Here is a 15504-nt window from a genome sequence, read left to right as displayed (position 1 = left end):
GGGAACTAATATAAACGGTTGTTATCCATTTACAGGGCCTAGTTAACAACAATTCTTATTATGGCAAACATTCATACAACATCTCTCAGCCCTTTTCAAAGAGTCGTCAAATTACTCTCATTTGAAAAACAGGACATTTTGCTGCTGTTTTATTTAACTGCGGCTTACGGTGTGCTGGGTATCGCGACACCTGTTGCCGTGCAGGCGATGGTGAATATCGTCACCATGGGCGGCGTATTGCAGCCGCTGTACGTCGTGGGGTTTATCCTGTTTTGTTTGCTGGCGTTGTCTGGTGCGATTTATGCGATTGAGAGTTTTCTGGTTGAGATGATCCAGCGACGGCTTTTTGTGCGGTATAGCTTGCAGATTGCGCAAAATACCGGGCAAATTCATATTTCTGTGTATGACAAATTCAATCCGGTAGAACTGGTGAATCGTTATTTTGATATTCAAACCGTGCAGAAATCGATGGCCACCTTACTCACGGTTGGCTTGACCGCCTTGTTGCAAGGCATCATCGGCAGCATTGTGCTGCTTTTTTATAGTCTGTATTTTGGCATTTTGGTGATCCTCATGCTGATTGTGTTGTGGGTGATTATTTTTGGCCTGGGTAAACAGGCCGAAGAGACATCGATCAAAGAGTCTAAAGCCAAATATGAAATGGCGGCCTGGTTGGAAACCATTGCACGCAATAAATGGCTCTCAAAGTTTTACGGTGCGACTCAGCGCAACACGGCGAATACCGCGCAGCTTGCAGAAGGCTATCTGCAAGTCAGGACCAAGCACTTTAAAGTACTCATGATGCAACTGATAGGCGCGGTGGGCCTCTATGCGTTGATTGGTACGGGCATGCTGATATTAGGCGGAACACTGGTGATTAAAGGCCAGATCAATCTGGGCCAGTTTGTTGCCGCAGAGCTGATTATTTTTGGGGTGCTTTCTGCGTTTGTGCGATTTGTGACCAAGCTGGAGTATTTCTATGATCTGCTTGCGGCGGTCGATAAACTTGGTGTGCTGGAAACCTTGCCTGTAGAGCGCTCTGGGGAGCATCAGTCAGGTCAGGAAGGCTACACTACCCTGAAGGTGCATCAGCTGACTTTTCAACACGCGGATCAAGCCGCTTTGGTCAGCAACCTGAGTTTTAACTTGCAACGTGGTGAGAGCCTGGCGTTAATCGGTGGCTTAGGCAGCGGTAAAACGACGTTGCTGGAGCTGATCACCGGTATGAGGCAGCCGCTGCAAGGACATGTCAGCTACAACGACATTGATGTGCGCCAGCTTGACCTGGCACATTTGCGTGACCGGATTGGTGTGGCGAACAAAGTCGAGTGGCAGCATGGCTCTATTCTGGATAATCTGAGGTTGCAACGGCCAGAGGTGACACTTGATCAGGTGATTGAGTTACTGCAGGTGCTGGGCTTGTGGCAAGAAATCAGCAAGCTGCCCAATGGGGTAGAAACAGTCTTGACCGACTTTGGCGCACCGATGACGCATACACAGTTACAACGATTAATGCTTGCCCGTGCCATGCTGGGTCAACCGGATGTATTAATCATTGATGGCCTGCTGGATCAACTGGCGCAACATGAGCTGGATCAGGTGCTGATGTTGCTTAAGCGTCACCAGCAGGACTGGATGGTGTTGATCACCACGCGATATCAGCATATCGCCCAGCAATGCAAGCAAGTCATTCATCTGCAAAGCCAAGCGGCGACAGACGTGGCAGGAGGTCAGCATGCGTAATACGGTTGAAAGTATGCTGACACAAAGCGTACAAACCCCTGAGCATTTAAGGGTTTGGATCAAACGGATGGCCTGGCTGCTCGTTGTGCTGCCCCTTGCTTTTTTGCCTCTGCCATGGCAACAAAACGTGACCGCGCTGGGCAAGGTCACGGCCTATTCTCCTTCCGAGCGGGTGCAAACCGTCGATGCCCCCGTGAGCGGGCTCATCCAGCACTGGTATGTGCAAGAAGGCTCACAAGTGAAGCAAGGCGATGTATTGCTGGAAATTAGCGATACTGATCCTAACTTCAGGCAGCGCCTGCAAGCGCAGCGCGATAACCTGGAGGACAAACTCGCTTCCAAACAAAGTGAGTTATCAGCTTACTCGGTGCAGCGTGACAACCTGGCCGCCGGCCGCGATGCCAAAATCACCGCCGCCCAATACAAGTTGGATGTCGCTAACCAAAAAATTCTCAGTGCACGTGAAGCTGTGAACTCTGCTCAAGCGACGCTGGATGCTGCCACGATGCAGGTCAAGCGTATGCAACGCCTACTGGGCGATGGCCTGGTTTCCAAGCGAGACACAGAAGTGGCTGAGCGTGACCATACGATTGCCAGCCGCAACCTAAATAGTGTGCAGGCTCAACTGCAATCGGCTATGGCCGAGGCGCAGTCGGCACAGGCAGAAATTCGTCAGGTGCGTGCCGATACGCAAGCATATCTGGATTCGGTCACAGCCAATATCAACAAAATCAAAGGCGAGGTCTCAGATGCTGAAAACAGCCTGCACAGCTCCGAGATTTCACTGGCGCGGCAAAACATGCAGAAAATCATCGCGCCCCGCGATGGCACGATTTTCCGTTTACCGGTCAATTCACAATCCCAGATAATCAAGCAAGGAGATCCCTTGCTGATTATTGTGCCACATACCTCTCAGCGTGCCGTGGAGTTATGGGTTGATGGCCGCGATGCGCCACTGATTACTCGCGAAAGTGTTGTGCGTCTCGAATTTGAGGGATGGCCTGCGATTCAGGTGCCTGGCTGGGCGCAAGTCGGTGTGGGCACTTTTGAGGGCAAAATTGCTTTTGTCGACCCGACTGACAATGGCACCGGGCATTTCCGTATCATGGTGATCCATAAAGAGGGCACGCCGCAATGGCCAGAAGCCCGCTTTTTGCGTCAGGGTATCAGTGCCAAGGGTTGGGTATTGTTGGAGAAAGTGACGATAGGCTATGAATTGTGGCGCCTGCTCAATGGCTTCCCGCCCAGAATCCCGCATGAGCCGACACCACTCAATCTACCGGCTGGCGTTGGGGCCAGTAAATGAAGCGTGGTGTGCAATTACCGGTTTTGACCAGGCTGTTTGGTCTGGCCAGTATGCTATTGGCCACAGTTGTCGGTGCGGATGAGTCATTGAGTGACAGCCGGGCGCGCCAGCGATTGCAGAACACAGAAGGCCGCGGCCTGGAGCCATATGCCAAGGGCAAGGGTGTGCCGCTGCATGATGCGGTCAAACAACAGCAGCAACAACGCAATAAGCCGGTAGTGATAGACCTGAAAAGTGCGCTGCAACCGTTTGACTCGCCAGAAACTGCAAATATGCTCAGTAATGCACCCAAGCAAGGGCCGCAACTGAGTATTGCGGATGTGCGGCAGAAGGCGTTGCAAAACAATCTTAATCTGCAAGTGGCCAAAATCGACCCGACCATTGCTGCGCAATCGTTGCGTGAAGAGCAGGCCAAGTTTGACCAGGTCATTTTTGCCTACGCCAAATATGGCCAGAAAGACTTGCCTGCGATGGCGGGTGACAAAGTGATTCTAAAGTCTGATAACCCTGCGCTGGATAGCGAGCTGGTCAAACTGAATCCGGCAGCCCAAAACAAGGAGTTTTGGGAGTTGGAAACGGGCATCAAAGTGCCGTTAAGAACTGGTGGTAGCGTTACCCTGAGTGCGCCACTGGAAAACTACCAGAGCAAGGGCAGTCTGGCCAGTGACCAATACCGCAGTGCTTTGCGCTTCTCCTTTAGCCAGCCGTTGTTGCGTAATGCCGGGCGACAGGTGAACGAGGCCAGCATCCGCATTGCAGCACTTGATCAGGATAGCGCCCAGCTCAGAACGCGGTTGCAAAGCATTCGTATAGTCACCATGGTGGATAAAGCCTACTGGGATTTATACGAGGCTTGGGCGGCCCTGGATGTGCGCCGCAACCAGTACGAATATGCCAGCCAAAATCTGGCCATGGTCAAACGCCGCGTGCAGGAGGGTCTCACCGCCGCGATTGAAGTCAACCGTGCTGAAATTGGTGTCGCGGATCGCATGGAAACGCTGATTATTGCCGAAACCAACCTCAAGCTGGCCCAGCGCCAGTTACAGTTTTTGCTCAACGAATTGCCGGAGCAAGGCATGACTAGTTTGCCGTGGGTACCTTCTACCATGCCCAATCTGGTCAAGTTTGAGTTTGACCGTGAAAAACTGCTCAAAGATGCGTTGGATAGCCGCATCGAGCTACTCGATCAGGAGCTCAAACTGAGCGCAGATCAATTACAAATTGATTATCTGCAAAATCAGACCCTGCCGATGTTTACGCTGGATTACCAATACGGCGCCCTGTCCAGTTCTGCCAACCGGGCAGGCAATATCGGGCAGGACTTGCTGAATGGCCAATACAATGACTGGTCCGTGGGCCTGAAGTTTGAAATGCCAGTGAGCAATGAAGCGCGCAAAGCCAAGCTGGATAAAGCGATTGCCCAGCGTATGCAGCGCCTGACAAACAAAACGCTGCAAGCGCTGACCGTCAAACGCGAAATTCACGACGCCCTGGATAAGCTTGAGCAAAACTGGCAGCGCATCCTCGCGGCACGCCAGCAGGTGATGATCGCCGGCTATAACTACGAAGCCGAACTCAAGCAGTTTAATGAAGGCTTACGTACCATGACCGAGGTGCTGGAAACACTGACGCGGCTAGGCGAGGCGCAAATCAAGGAAATTCGCGCCATTAATGACTATCAGATTGCCCTGATAGACCTGACCTTTGCCACCGGAACGGTGTTGGGCTATACGCAGATTAGCATGCAGTAAGGTAGCCTCGGATAACGTGCAAGGCAGATGAGGCTACTTGATCAAATCTGTGCGCTGAGTGATTTAAGAAGCGGTGCGGATGCCTGGATCAGAAAAACTCAGGCGTTTATTCAGGTTTTTCTCGGGGTTCTCTGAGGACAAGCATCAAAGTGATCGCACACTTTAGATACTTTTTGCGATGGGATTGGCTATCAGAAGAAAACACGCATTGTTTACTGTGCAGGCATGCCTCCCTACGCAACGATTTTCTATGCTGCCTAACAACCTGGCCAGTAACGCTTATCCTTCATAAAACACGGCTAGTCAGAGGGTCTCTCTGTTTGGCTAGGACCATTTCACCCTGTGTTTAGCGGCAATATTCAAACAATCTCCAGCTTTCAGGCTGAGGATGCCTTCTTCAAATGCCCGTTCTCCTTCACCTTGCAAGCGCAATAACCACGCAGCTTGCGCTTGGTCATCCTAGCAGTCCGCTGGCGATGAATGCCCCTAGTAGACGATGCGTTCAATATACAGTTGAGGTGAAGAGATCAGCACTTGAAGGCATTACTCAGGCAAGAGCACGGGAATCTCTGCAAACAGGTTGAGTTGTTAAATGAGGGATGTCACGCGCAGTCGAGCTGCGGCAATCCGATTACTCGGTCAGGACTGGTTTAAGCAGCGCTTCCACCTGCGCCAGCGTCATCCGGTGGATTCCCGCCTTTTCCCCGTGTTTACGCGGGGCGGTACGCAGGTCGTCGGCTTCAAAAATACTGATGCGTTGCGTACCGTACCGGGTTTCTACCAGCACCACCGGCACCCGTTTGCGTAGCAATTCGTGCTTTTGTTTGCTCGGACGGTCTGACATGCGATAGTGCTGTTCGTCTAGGCGGTAGGGGATATTCTGGTTAAGCAGGTAGATTTCCAGTTCTTTGGCACTCTCGGCAAAGACATGGATTTCGGTATCGGCATGGGGCCCGGCGGTACCTTCCATGACGGCGCCGGTCAGGTAGGGCTGGAATTTCTGCAATAGACGCATGGTATGCAGCGCGGCCTGCCGCAGTTCCAGCAGGTGAGCGGCATCGCTTTCATCTGCGTAAAGCGCGTGATATTCACGCAAGGCCGCATCAATTTCGCCGTTGGTCGGCAAGGGCGCATCTTGCGTGATGCCCATGGCTTTGATGGCTTTGCGTTTGGCGCGCGCATAGTCACTGATGCCTTCTTCAAACATCAGGCGCGCGGCAGATTGGGCAATTTCTTGCCTCAAGTCACTCGTAAAATCATCAAACATACTTTAGGCTTTTCGTAGATTGATTGCTAATTCGGGCTCAGCAGCTTGGCTGCCGGATTGGCTGGCAGTTTTCTATCCTCATTGTTGCCACTGTGTTCGCCGATCAGGCGCTCCAAAAAGGAGGGCTCTTCCTCTTCGGGCGCATGCTCACCTTCCGGGTCAAACAAACCAGGCAGTGTTTCGGGTTTGGATTGTGGCAAGTGCTCTTCATAAAAATACTCATAAATGCCCGCATCGTCTTCGCTGATCTGCGCACCGGTGTAAGCATCTACTTTCAATTGCAAGACGCCCTCAGGCACTTTGTATTGATAAATCGGCTGACCTGACAGGGTTTGTTGCATATAGCGTATCCAGATAGGTAAAGCTGCGCGGCCACCGGTTTCGCCACGGCCCAGGTTGTGCGGGTTGTCATAACCCACCCACGCGACTGCCACCTCTTTTGGGTGGTAGCCAGCAAACCAGGCATCAAACTGGTCGTTGGTGGTGCCAGTTTTACCGGCAATGTCGGGGCGGCGCAATGACAGTGCTGCGCGCGCAGTCCCATCTCTCACCACGTCTTGTAGCATGGTGGTAATAATGAACGCGTTGCGCTGGTCAATCACCCGCTCGGCGGAAACATGTTTGCCTGGTTGCACGGCTTGAATCACCTTGCCGCGGCTGTCCGTGATCTTTTCGATCAGGTAAGGATGCACCTGATAGCCACTATTGGCAAAGGTGGCATACGCGGCTGTCAGCTGCCAGACCGTGGTTGAGCCAGCGCCCAAGGCGGTAGACAAATAGGCCGGGTGATCCTTGGGGTCAAAGCCAAATTTGCGCAGGTAGTTTTGGGCATAACGCGCGCCAATCGCATTCATAAGCCGGATTGAAATGGTGTTTTTGGATTGCGCCAGTGCTTCACGCAAACGCATCGGACCAGCATATTTTTCATCGTAGTTGCGCGGCTCCCAGCTGCTGTTGCTGCCAGTCTCGGTGGAGGTGAAACTGATCGGTGCGTCTTCAAACACACTGGCAGGGGAATAGCCCTTTTCAAGCGCGGCAGAATAGATAAATGGTTTAAAGCTGGAGCCGGGTTGACGGCGACCCTGGGTGACATGGTTATATTTGTTGCGCTGGAAACTGAAGCCACCGATCAGCGCTTGTACCTGTCCGGTTTCAGGATTGAGTGCCATAAAGCCACTTTCCACTTCTGGCAGTTGTACTACCGACCATTCTTCACCGTTTTGATATACGCGAATGACCGCGCCCGGCTTGAGTGACAAGGGCGTGGGTTTGGCGGGCGGCATATGGTTTTTGACCAGCAGCAATGATTTGTCTTGCAGTTTGAGCACCTGGCCGCGCTTGGTGACCAAAGTGAGCAGGTTGGGTTCCACCTTGGTGACCAAGGCGGGCACAAATTGGTTGTAAGTGACAAAATCACGCAATAAATCAGCGGCTTCCGACGCCCTGAGTGTTGCCGGTAATGGCAACATTTGCTCTGCGCCACGGAACCCGTGCCGCAACTCAAAATTGATGATGCCTTGAATCATGGCCGTATTGGCAGCAGCCTGGTGTTTGCTATTGATAGTGGTGTAAACACGCAGCCCGCTGGTATAAGCCTTCTCACCATAGCGTTTATACAAGCTTGCCCTGACGATCTCGGCCACGTATTCCCCGCCCAGTGCCTGGATTTGGCGTCTGGATGACTGGAATTTAAGCGGTGCTTTTAATGCTTCTTCATAGGCTTGATCAGAGATCATGCCATAGCGGTGCATGTCGCGGAGTACTTCATGCTGACGGTTGATGGCGTAGTCAGGATGAATGTAGGGGTCGTATTTGCTCGGCGCTTTGGGCAAGCCTGCCAGTAACGCGGCTTCGGCCAGGTTCAGTTGTTTCAAGTCTTTGTCATAGTAGGTTTTGGCGGCGGTCGCAAAACCATACGCCCGTTCGCCCAGATAAATCTGGTTGAGATAGAGCTCCAGAATCTTGTCTTTGCTAATGGCATGTTCAATTTTGATCGCCAGCAAGGCCTCTTTAATCTTGGTCCATAGATTGCGTGGCGTATCTGGATTGCTGAAAAAGTTTTTAGCCACCTGCATGGTGATGGTGCTGGCGCCTTCGTGCCCGCGTCCGGTCAGGTTGTTGCGAATCGCCCGCAAAATGCCTGTGGTATCAATGCCGTTGTGCTGGTAAAAGCGACGGTCTTCAATCGCCAGAATGGCGTCTTTCATGACTTTGGGCGTTTGTTCAATCGGTACGAATGCGCGGCGCTCCTGACCAAATTCAGCCATCAAGCCGCCATCGGCGTCATAGACCCGCAGGGGCAATTTGGGGTGGTAATCCGTCAGTGCATCAATCGAAGGCAGGGAAGGATAGAGGATGCTGATCATCAATACCAGCAAGGCTGCGACGATCAAACTGCCAGTAATGAAGAGAAAAAGAAGGGACTGCAACCAGGTTCTTGAATTCATGCGTCTTGCTGCCATCGAGAGAATTACCTATGAATTGTAATCTTTTTTTGCTGATTCATAGGCAGTTAATTATGGAATCATGCAAATAATCAGGATTTCCCTGACTCGCAAAAATACATGTAAGCCATTGTTTACCCACTCGAATGCATGAGTTGGCATGGATGATGCATAGCAAGTCGGGCATGTAACTATTTATGAAGGGCAATACCGTTGAGTCTGGGCTTTTTACAGCGCAAAAAAACCAGTTTTATTGGTGTGGATGTCAGTGCAACCGCCGTCAAGATGGTGGAGCTCAGTGCCATTGGCAAGCAGCAATTCCGGCTGGATGGCTATGCCAATGTCACGTTGCCTAAAGGCGCAATCAGTGACGGCAATATCAATGATCTCACCCAGGTGGCTGAGAGCATGCGTGCCGCCTGGCGATTGCTGGGTTCGCGTGCACGTCAGGTAGTCTTGGCCTTGCCAACTGCGGCGGTGATTTCCAAGCGCGTGATTATGCCTGCCGGATTGCGCGAAGAAGACATGGAGCTGCAAGTCGAGTCTGAGGCAAATCAGTACATCCCGTTCCCGCTCGACGAAATGAATTTGGACTTTCAGATCTTGGGCCCGATGGGGAAAAGCACCGATGAAGTGGAGGTGCTGATTGTGGCGGCCAAGAAAGAAAAAATCGATGACCGGGTGGCCGTGGCTGAAGAAGCCGGGCTCAAGGTGCAGATCATGGATGTTGAGGCCTATGCGACAGAAACGGCTTACCGTCAGATTTTGAGACATTTGCCTGATCACAGTAAAAAAACTGTGACCATGATTCTGGATATCGGTGCCTTTGTCACCCATATCAATGTGATGGTAGGCACACACTCCGTCTATGCACGAGAGCAAGCCTTTGGTGGGGCGACCTTGTCGCAAGAGATTCAGCGCCGGTTTGGCTTGTCGCCTGAAGAAAGCGAAATCGCCAAGCGTCAAGGCGGATTGCCAGCTTCTTATGCGCAGGAAGTGTTGCAGCCGTTTTTACAAAACCTGGCGGCCGAGGCTGCCAGAGCCGTTTCATTTTTCACTAATTCCACCCAATACAGCAAAGTCGACCATTTGTTGTTAGCGGGCGGTGTGGCAGCTACTGACGGGCTGACCGCTCTCATTGAAGAAAAAACCGGTGTGCATACTTTGGTTGCAAATGCTTTCGGTGGTATGACGTTGGCAAACAAGATTAAACCTTCCCAGTTGCAAGTAGATGCCCCTGCCCTAATGATCGCTTGTGGCTTGGCGCTGCGAGGGGTAGACGCATGATTAAAGTCAATCTACTCCCACACCGTCAGATCCGACGCGCTGAGCGGCAGCGTGAATTTGGCTTGATGGCATCCTTGGTAGCAGTAGCAGCAGCGGCTATTTTGTTTGTCAGTTGGAGCTACATCCATAGCAAGATTCAGGCGCAGCAATCTCGGAATCAACGATTGCAGGATGAAATGGCTCGTCTAGATGTGGAAATAGCCAAGATTGGTAATTTGAAAGAGCAAATCAAGAGTGTGCTTGAGCGTAAGCAAATTGTGGAAGGCTTGCAAAGTGATCGTAATCAGGCTGTTCTGATTCTGGATGAGCTGGCCAGACAATTGCCAGATGGTGTCTTCTTCAGAAGTGTGAAACAAATCGAAGATGAAATTGAGCTGAAAGGGGTTGCAGATACTAATGCGAGAGTCGCGACATTAGTACATAACCTGAGTGGCTCAGCCATTATGCATAGCCCTAATCTGGTTGAAATCAAAGCTAGCATGAATGCACTATCGGTCAAAGAATATGACTTTGTTTTACGCGTCACGCTCAAGCGCGAGTCGCCTACGAGTCCTGCCGATAAGCAAAAACTGGCCCCTGCTAAAGGATGACAAAAATGCAACTGTCTGACTTTAATAATATTGATTTAAAAAACGCGGGTAACTTGCCTCTGCCGATGAAAGCCGCCTTGCTAGCGATGTTGGCTGGTATCTTATTTGTTTTAGGTTACTTGTTTTTACTTAATCCCAATCTTAAGGAGTTAAAGCTAGAAAAAGAAAAGGAGCAGGGGTTACGTGATGAGTATCTGGCGAAGAAAATGCAGGCACTAAAAATGAAGGCATATGAACAACAGGTGATTGATATTCAGCGTACTTTCGGTAACCTGCTTAAGCAGTTGCCAGATAAATCTGAAATGGATGGACTGCTGACAGATATCAACCAAGCTGGTCTCAGTCAGGGCCTATCATTCGAGGGATTTGTCCCATTGCCAGAGGTGTTTGCTGAGTTTTATGCTGAAAAGCCTATAAATATCAAAGTATTAGGCCAATATCATGGGCTTGGCGCTTTTGTCACTGAGGTGGCCAAACTTTCCCGTATTGTGACGCTACACAACCTGCAAATTCACCCTGCAGGGAAAGATGAGAAACAGACGCAAAAAGATATTCTAGTCATGGAAGCTGTTGCCAAGACCTATCGCTATCTTGATGCAGAAGAGCTTGCTGCACGCAAGATGCAAGAGAATAAGGCAAATAAAAAATGAGGTTGAAATCAAAACTTTTACCAGCTGCGTTGATAATTTTGCTGGCTGCATGTGGGCATGCACAAAATGACGATTTAACCCAGTTTATGAATGACGCGAATCAGACCATGCTTGCACCTGTAGAGGCTTTACCGGAGGTGCAAGGATTTGCGCCGAAAATGTATAACGCGGACGGCGTCTTGCATGATCCGTTTTATCCGCGCAAAGCCGCAATACAAAATGCGAATCAGCCCGATTTGAATCGGCCTAAAGAACCTCTGGAAGCCTATCCGCTAGAAAGCCTTAAATTTGTCGGGGTTCTCAGCAAAAAAAATAGTATGTATGCCACCATACAAACTCCAGATAGCCATATTTACCAGATTAAAACAGGCGCGCACTTGGGCGAAAAGTTTGGCGTAGTAATTGCACTCGGGGAAAATCACCAGACTTTGAAGTATGAGTTAAGAGTGAAAGAGACCATACAAGATCCGGTCACAGCTGAGTGGTCTGAGCAAATGACAATATTGGAATTGCAGGAACATCAATGATGAATACTTCTACCTATAATCTTGCACGAATCATTTTGTTGGCCGCCACAATGGTCGTCTCCACTTGTATTCTGGCCGCAGAACCGGCAGACGGAAAAAACCTGCTACAAGTGGTTGAAGCCACCATGCAGCCAGGCGCAAAATTGAATGTGCAGCTACAGTTGTCGCAACCTCTGGCAACTACCCCTGTCAGCTTCACGTTGAGTAATCCGCCCAGAGTAGTATTCGATTTGCCAAACGCAGTCAATTCGACAGGCAAGAATGTGATCCCTATTAATCAAGGGGTGTTAAAGTCAGTGCAGATCGCACAAACCAATGATCGTACTCGTATTGTTATGAATTTAACAAAACCAGTACAACATCAATTGGAGTTACATGGTTTGTCTTTAATGGTCGGTTTAATTCAGGAAGGGCAAGAGATCCCCGTCGCTACAACTGCAGCCAAGCGTTTTTCAGAGCAAGATGCAGGGGCAGCACACAAGATTCAACGTATCGATTTTATGCGTGGTAAAAATGGTGAAGGCCGCGTGTTAGTTGATTTGTCCGATAGTCGAGTTGGTGTGAATGTCCGCAATGCGGGAAAAACAGTGGTAATTGATTTTGCAGATACGGATCTGCCCGAGTCACTGCAGCGACGCCTGAATGTGATTAACTTCAACACGCCCGTGCTATTTGTTGATGCATTACGTCACCACCACCAAGCGCAAATCGTCATTGAACCACAGGGCGATTGGGAGCAGTCCGCTTACCAAACCGATAAAAGGCTAGTAGTGGATATCCGACCAATCGCAAAGGACCCTAACAAACTGATACAAGGCTCTAAACAGGGCTACGCTGGTGAAAAGTTATCTCTAAACTTTCAGCGAGTAGACGTGAGGGATGTTCTGAAAGTGATCGCTGATTTCACCGGTAAAAATATTGTTGTTAGCGACTCGGTATCTGGAAGTGTGACGATTGGTTTGAAAGATGTGCCTTGGGATCAGGCTTTGGATGTGATTATGAAAAGCAAAGGTCTTGATATGCGAGTTAACGGCAGCGTTATTTCGATTGCGCCTGCAGAAGAATTTGCAGCTAAAGAAAAAGCACAGCTGACCGCTGAGGCTGAGCGTGAAACACTGGAAACATTACGTACAGAAGTGTTTTCACTAAAGTATCAAAAGGCGATGGATTTTAGAAATATGCTGTTGGGCGGAGGGGCAGGCACAGGCGGCAGTAGTTCGAGCATGTCTAGTGCTTCCACAAGTTCTTCAGCTGGACGTATGAATCGTATTTTATCTCAACGTGGCAGTGTCACCTTTGATGCAAGGACAAATACCATTTTCGTTCAGGACACGCCCAGAAAGCTCGAAGAAGTTCAGGCAATAATCAACAAAGTGGATGTGCCGGTTAAGCAAGTTATAATTGAATCACGCATGGTGATTGCTTCTAATACTTTTTCTAAAGCTTTAGGGGCGCGTTTTGGAATTTCGCAGACTGGAACGCCAGGCAGCAATACTAACGTGTCAATTGGAGGCAGTCTTGGAAATAAGACAACAGCTTATACAGCGCCGACAACGGCAGGCACTAATGGCACTTATACCTTGGGGACTCAGGGAGGGACTGTCCAAAGCGCGACAATTGGGGATTATATTGTGAGCTCTAATGGTCAGCCGGATTTGATGTCAAATTTACCTGTCACCAATGCTTACGGCGGGATTGCGCTGAGTCTGCTTAAACTCTCGGCTAACTTGTTACTGAATCTTGAGCTCTCAGCGTTAGAGGCTGATTCGCGGGGTAAAGTGATTTCAAGTCCTCGAGTGACTACAGCCAATCAGCAAAAGGCGCGTATAGCTCAAGGGGTGGAAATTCCATATCAAACCGCAACGAGTAGTGGCGCGACAGCGGTCAGTTTTAAAAAGGCTGAGTTGAGTCTGGAGGTGACACCACAAATTACACCCGACCAGAAAATTATTATGGATCTGGATGTGCGCAAAGACAGCAAGGGTGAAGAAACGTCCGGCGGTGTCGCGATCAACACGCAAAACGTGCAAACGCAAGTGCTGGTGGGTAACGGTGAGACCGTGGTATTAGGTGGGATTTATGAGCAAGTGTCACGTAAATCTACGGACAAGGTGCCATTTTTTGGTGACTTGCCTGTGGTGGGTTATGCCTTCAAGCGCAACACCAGACAGGAAGATAAAACGGAGTTGCTGATCTTTATCACGCCTAAAGTCATGGACGAAACGCTGGCCTTGAACTGATCATTGCATGGCTTGCTGAACGATTACTGACAGCAGACAGGCTTTGCCTTAAAATGCCCAACTGAACAGTTGGGCATTTTTATGGGTACGCAAATACCAAATAACATTTTTTTGATCGGGTTGATGGGGGCAGGCAAGACCACAGTTGGCAAATTGATTGCCAAAAGTCTGGGCAAGACCTTCTACGACACGGATCATGTCATTGAGCAGCGCACGGGCGTTAAAATCCCGACCATCTTCGAGCTGGAAGGCGAAGCTGGCTTCCGCAAGCGCGAGACCGCCACGCTAGAGGAGTTTGCGCAGCAGGAGAATATCGTGCTGGCCACTGGCGGCGGTGCCATCATCGCGCCGGAAAACCGCGAAATTCTCAAAAAATATGGCTATGTGATCTATTTGCGTGCAAATGTGAATGAGCTGTATTTACGCACGCGCAACGATAAAAACCGACCGCTGCTACAGAATGTCGATGTCAAAGCCAAGCTGGAACAATTGTTCCATGCCCGCAATCCACTCTATACCGAGACTGCTCATCTGATCGTCGATACCGGTCATCAGCCAGTCGCAGTGATTATCCAGAAAATTGAGAGCGCCCTGAAAGCGTTGGAGCCGTCATGCAAACCTTAACCGTCAGCCTGGCTGACCGTAGCTATCCTATCCATATTGGGAATGGCCTGTTACATCAGGCAGACCTGATATTGCCTCACCTCAAGCGCAAGCAGGTGGCGATTGTCAGCAATACAACGGTCGCGCCTTTGTATATGCAGAGCATTGCCCAGCCGCTACGAGAGGCCGGCGTGAGCGTGATTGAAATCATTTTGCCGGATGGCGAGGCCTATAAAAATAATGAGACCTTACAAACGATTTATGATCATCTGCTACAACACCGCTGCGAGCGGAATACCACGCTGATTGCGTTGGGTGGAGGGGTCATTGGCGATTTGACCGGCTATGCTGCGGCAACCTATTTGCGGGGCGTACCGTTTATTCAGGTGCCTACTACTCTGCTCTCGCAGGTGGACTCCAGTGTCGGTGGTAAAACCGGCATCAACCATCCGCTCGGTAAAAACATGATAGGCGCGTTTTATCAGCCCAAGCTGGTACTAGCGGATATTTATACCTTGAGGACCTTGCCGCAACGCGAGTTGTCTGCCGGCGTGGCTGAGGTTATCAAGTACGGGCTGATTCGGGATGCTGATTTTTTTAATTGGCTGGAAACCAATATGCCCGCCCTGATGGCGCTGGATCATGCTGTAGCCAGCTATGCCATTTACCGTTCATGTCAGAACAAGGCCGAAGTGGTGGCTGCGGATGAGCATGAGCAAGGCGAACGCGCCTTGCTCAATCTGGGCCATACGTTTGGTCATGCCATCGAAAATGCCATGGGTTACGGTGTCTGGCTGCATGGCGAGGCAGTGGCGGCGGGCACCGTGATGGCGGCTGACTTATCGCAACGCATGGGCTGGCTAGATGCGGCACAAGTCGCGCGTATCAAAACCATCATGCAAGCCGCCAGCCTGCCGGTGACTGCCCCTGATTTAGGCGCGGATGAGTATTTGCGTTTGATGCAACTGGACAAGAAAGTGGCCGATGGCCGCATTCGCTTGATTCTGCAACAGGCGATAGGCAAAGCCGTGATCACGGCTGATTACGATGCAGATAAACTTAAACAGACGCTTTCGCTGGCGGCCTGATTCAGAAA

Annotated in this window: 12 protein-coding genes; 10 read left to right on the top strand and 2 right to left on the bottom strand. The window is 50.4% G+C overall.

Translation table 11 applies throughout. The annotated features are described in order from the left end of the window. The first annotated feature begins 60 nt into the window (after positions 1 to 60). Genes GOC95_RS14320 through GOC95_RS14310 form a run of 3 tightly spaced genes read left to right on the top strand, consistent with a single transcriptional unit; the run spans position 61 to position 4800 of the window. The gene (locus GOC95_RS14320) at positions 61 to 1743 is read left to right on the top strand and encodes an ATP-binding cassette domain-containing protein (protein ID WP_275357975.1); all 1683 of its coding nucleotides are present in this window, start codon (positions 61 to 63) and stop codon (positions 1741 to 1743) included. Beyond that, on the top strand, positions 1736 to 3049 hold the full coding sequence (locus GOC95_RS14315) for an HlyD family secretion protein (protein WP_275357974.1): 1314 nt from the start codon (positions 1736 to 1738) through the stop codon (positions 3047 to 3049). Before GOC95_RS14320 ends, GOC95_RS14315 begins: the two co-directional genes overlap by 8 nt. Next, entirely contained in the window at positions 3046 to 4800 is a 1755-nt protein-coding gene (locus GOC95_RS14310; protein WP_275357973.1) for a TolC family protein, read from the top strand. The genes GOC95_RS14315 and GOC95_RS14310 overlap by 4 nt, the downstream gene beginning before the upstream one ends. 631 nt (positions 4801 to 5431) lie before the next feature. Here the strand turns inward: GOC95_RS14310 and GOC95_RS14305 are convergent. Both GOC95_RS14305 and GOC95_RS14300 read right to left on the bottom strand, forming a co-directional pair. Continuing rightward, complete coding sequence (locus GOC95_RS14305; protein ID WP_275357971.1) at positions 5432 to 6067, bottom strand: hypothetical protein; 636 nt, start codon at positions 6065 to 6067, stop codon at positions 5432 to 5434. A gap of 26 nt (positions 6068 to 6093) precedes the next feature. Further along, positions 6094 to 8514 (bottom strand): PBP1A family penicillin-binding protein, encoded by a 2421-nt coding sequence (locus GOC95_RS14300; protein ID WP_275357970.1) that lies wholly within the window; start codon positions 8512 to 8514, stop codon positions 6094 to 6096. 210 nt (positions 8515 to 8724) lie between these two features. Between GOC95_RS14300 and GOC95_RS14295 the strand changes: the two genes are divergently transcribed. The 7 genes from GOC95_RS14295 (at position 8725) to aroB (ending at position 15496) form a co-directional block, all read left to right on the top strand. Then, entirely contained in the window at positions 8725 to 9798 is a 1074-nt protein-coding gene (locus tag GOC95_RS14295; RefSeq protein WP_275357968.1) for a pilus assembly protein PilM, read from the top strand. Beyond that, the gene (locus GOC95_RS14290) at positions 9795 to 10388 is read left to right on the top strand and encodes a PilN domain-containing protein (protein WP_275357967.1); all 594 of its coding nucleotides are present in this window, start codon (positions 9795 to 9797) and stop codon (positions 10386 to 10388) included. The genes GOC95_RS14295 and GOC95_RS14290 overlap by 4 nt, the downstream gene beginning before the upstream one ends. A gap of 5 nt (positions 10389 to 10393) precedes the next feature. After that, positions 10394 to 11038 carry a type 4a pilus biogenesis protein PilO gene (locus tag GOC95_RS14285; protein ID WP_275357965.1) on the top strand — a complete coding sequence of 215 codons (645 nt, stop codon included), beginning with the start codon at positions 10394 to 10396 and terminating at the stop codon, positions 11036 to 11038. Beyond that, entirely contained in the window at positions 11035 to 11565 is a 531-nt protein-coding gene (locus GOC95_RS14280) for a pilus assembly protein PilP (RefSeq protein ID WP_275357964.1), read from the top strand. Before GOC95_RS14285 ends, GOC95_RS14280 begins: the two co-directional genes overlap by 4 nt. Then, complete coding sequence (pilQ, locus tag GOC95_RS14275) at positions 11562 to 13805, top strand: type IV pilus secretin family protein (protein WP_275357962.1); 2244 nt, start codon at positions 11562 to 11564, stop codon at positions 13803 to 13805. Before GOC95_RS14280 ends, pilQ begins: the two co-directional genes overlap by 4 nt. 81 nt (positions 13806 to 13886) lie before the next feature. Next, positions 13887 to 14429: a shikimate kinase gene (locus GOC95_RS14270; RefSeq protein WP_194748987.1), complete on the top strand. Its 543-nt coding sequence runs from the start codon at positions 13887 to 13889 to the stop codon at positions 14427 to 14429. Beyond that, positions 14417 to 15496 carry a 3-dehydroquinate synthase gene (gene aroB / locus GOC95_RS14265; protein WP_275357960.1) on the top strand — a complete coding sequence of 360 codons (1080 nt, stop codon included), beginning with the start codon at positions 14417 to 14419 and terminating at the stop codon, positions 15494 to 15496. The genes GOC95_RS14270 and aroB overlap by 13 nt, the downstream gene beginning before the upstream one ends. Positions 15497 to 15504 lie beyond the last annotated feature (8 nt).

This window comes from Methylophilus sp. YYY-1, from assembly GCF_029132825.1.
Taxonomy (GTDB): Bacteria; Pseudomonadota; Gammaproteobacteria; order Burkholderiales; family Methylophilaceae; genus Methylophilus; species Methylophilus glucosoxydans.
The sequence above is the reverse complement of the archived record's forward strand: the minus strand, read 5'-3'. Positions and strand labels throughout refer to the sequence as shown.

Coding starts and splice junctions, on each gene's coding strand:
- GOC95_RS14315 (WP_275357974.1), top strand. CDS start 1,736: ATGCGTAATACGGTTGAAAGTATGCTGACACAAAGCGTACAAACCCCT.
- GOC95_RS14300 (WP_275357970.1), bottom strand. CDS start 8,514: ATGAATTCAAGAACCTGGTTGCAGTCCCTTCTTTTTCTCTTCATTACT.
- pilQ (WP_275357962.1), top strand. CDS start 11,562: ATGATGAATACTTCTACCTATAATCTTGCACGAATCATTTTGTTGGCC.
- GOC95_RS14305 (WP_275357971.1), bottom strand. CDS start 6,067: ATGTTTGATGATTTTACGAGTGACTTGAGGCAAGAAATTGCCCAATCT.
- GOC95_RS14290 (WP_275357967.1), top strand. CDS start 9,795: ATGATTAAAGTCAATCTACTCCCACACCGTCAGATCCGACGCGCTGAG.
- GOC95_RS14310 (WP_275357973.1), top strand. CDS start 3,046: ATGAAGCGTGGTGTGCAATTACCGGTTTTGACCAGGCTGTTTGGTCTG.
- aroB (WP_275357960.1), top strand. CDS start 14,417: ATGCAAACCTTAACCGTCAGCCTGGCTGACCGTAGCTATCCTATCCAT.
- GOC95_RS14320 (WP_275357975.1), top strand. CDS start 61: ATGGCAAACATTCATACAACATCTCTCAGCCCTTTTCAAAGAGTCGTC.
- GOC95_RS14280 (WP_275357964.1), top strand. CDS start 11,035: ATGAGGTTGAAATCAAAACTTTTACCAGCTGCGTTGATAATTTTGCTG.
- GOC95_RS14285 (WP_275357965.1), top strand. CDS start 10,394: ATGCAACTGTCTGACTTTAATAATATTGATTTAAAAAACGCGGGTAAC.
- GOC95_RS14270 (WP_194748987.1), top strand. CDS start 13,887: ATGGGTACGCAAATACCAAATAACATTTTTTTGATCGGGTTGATGGGG.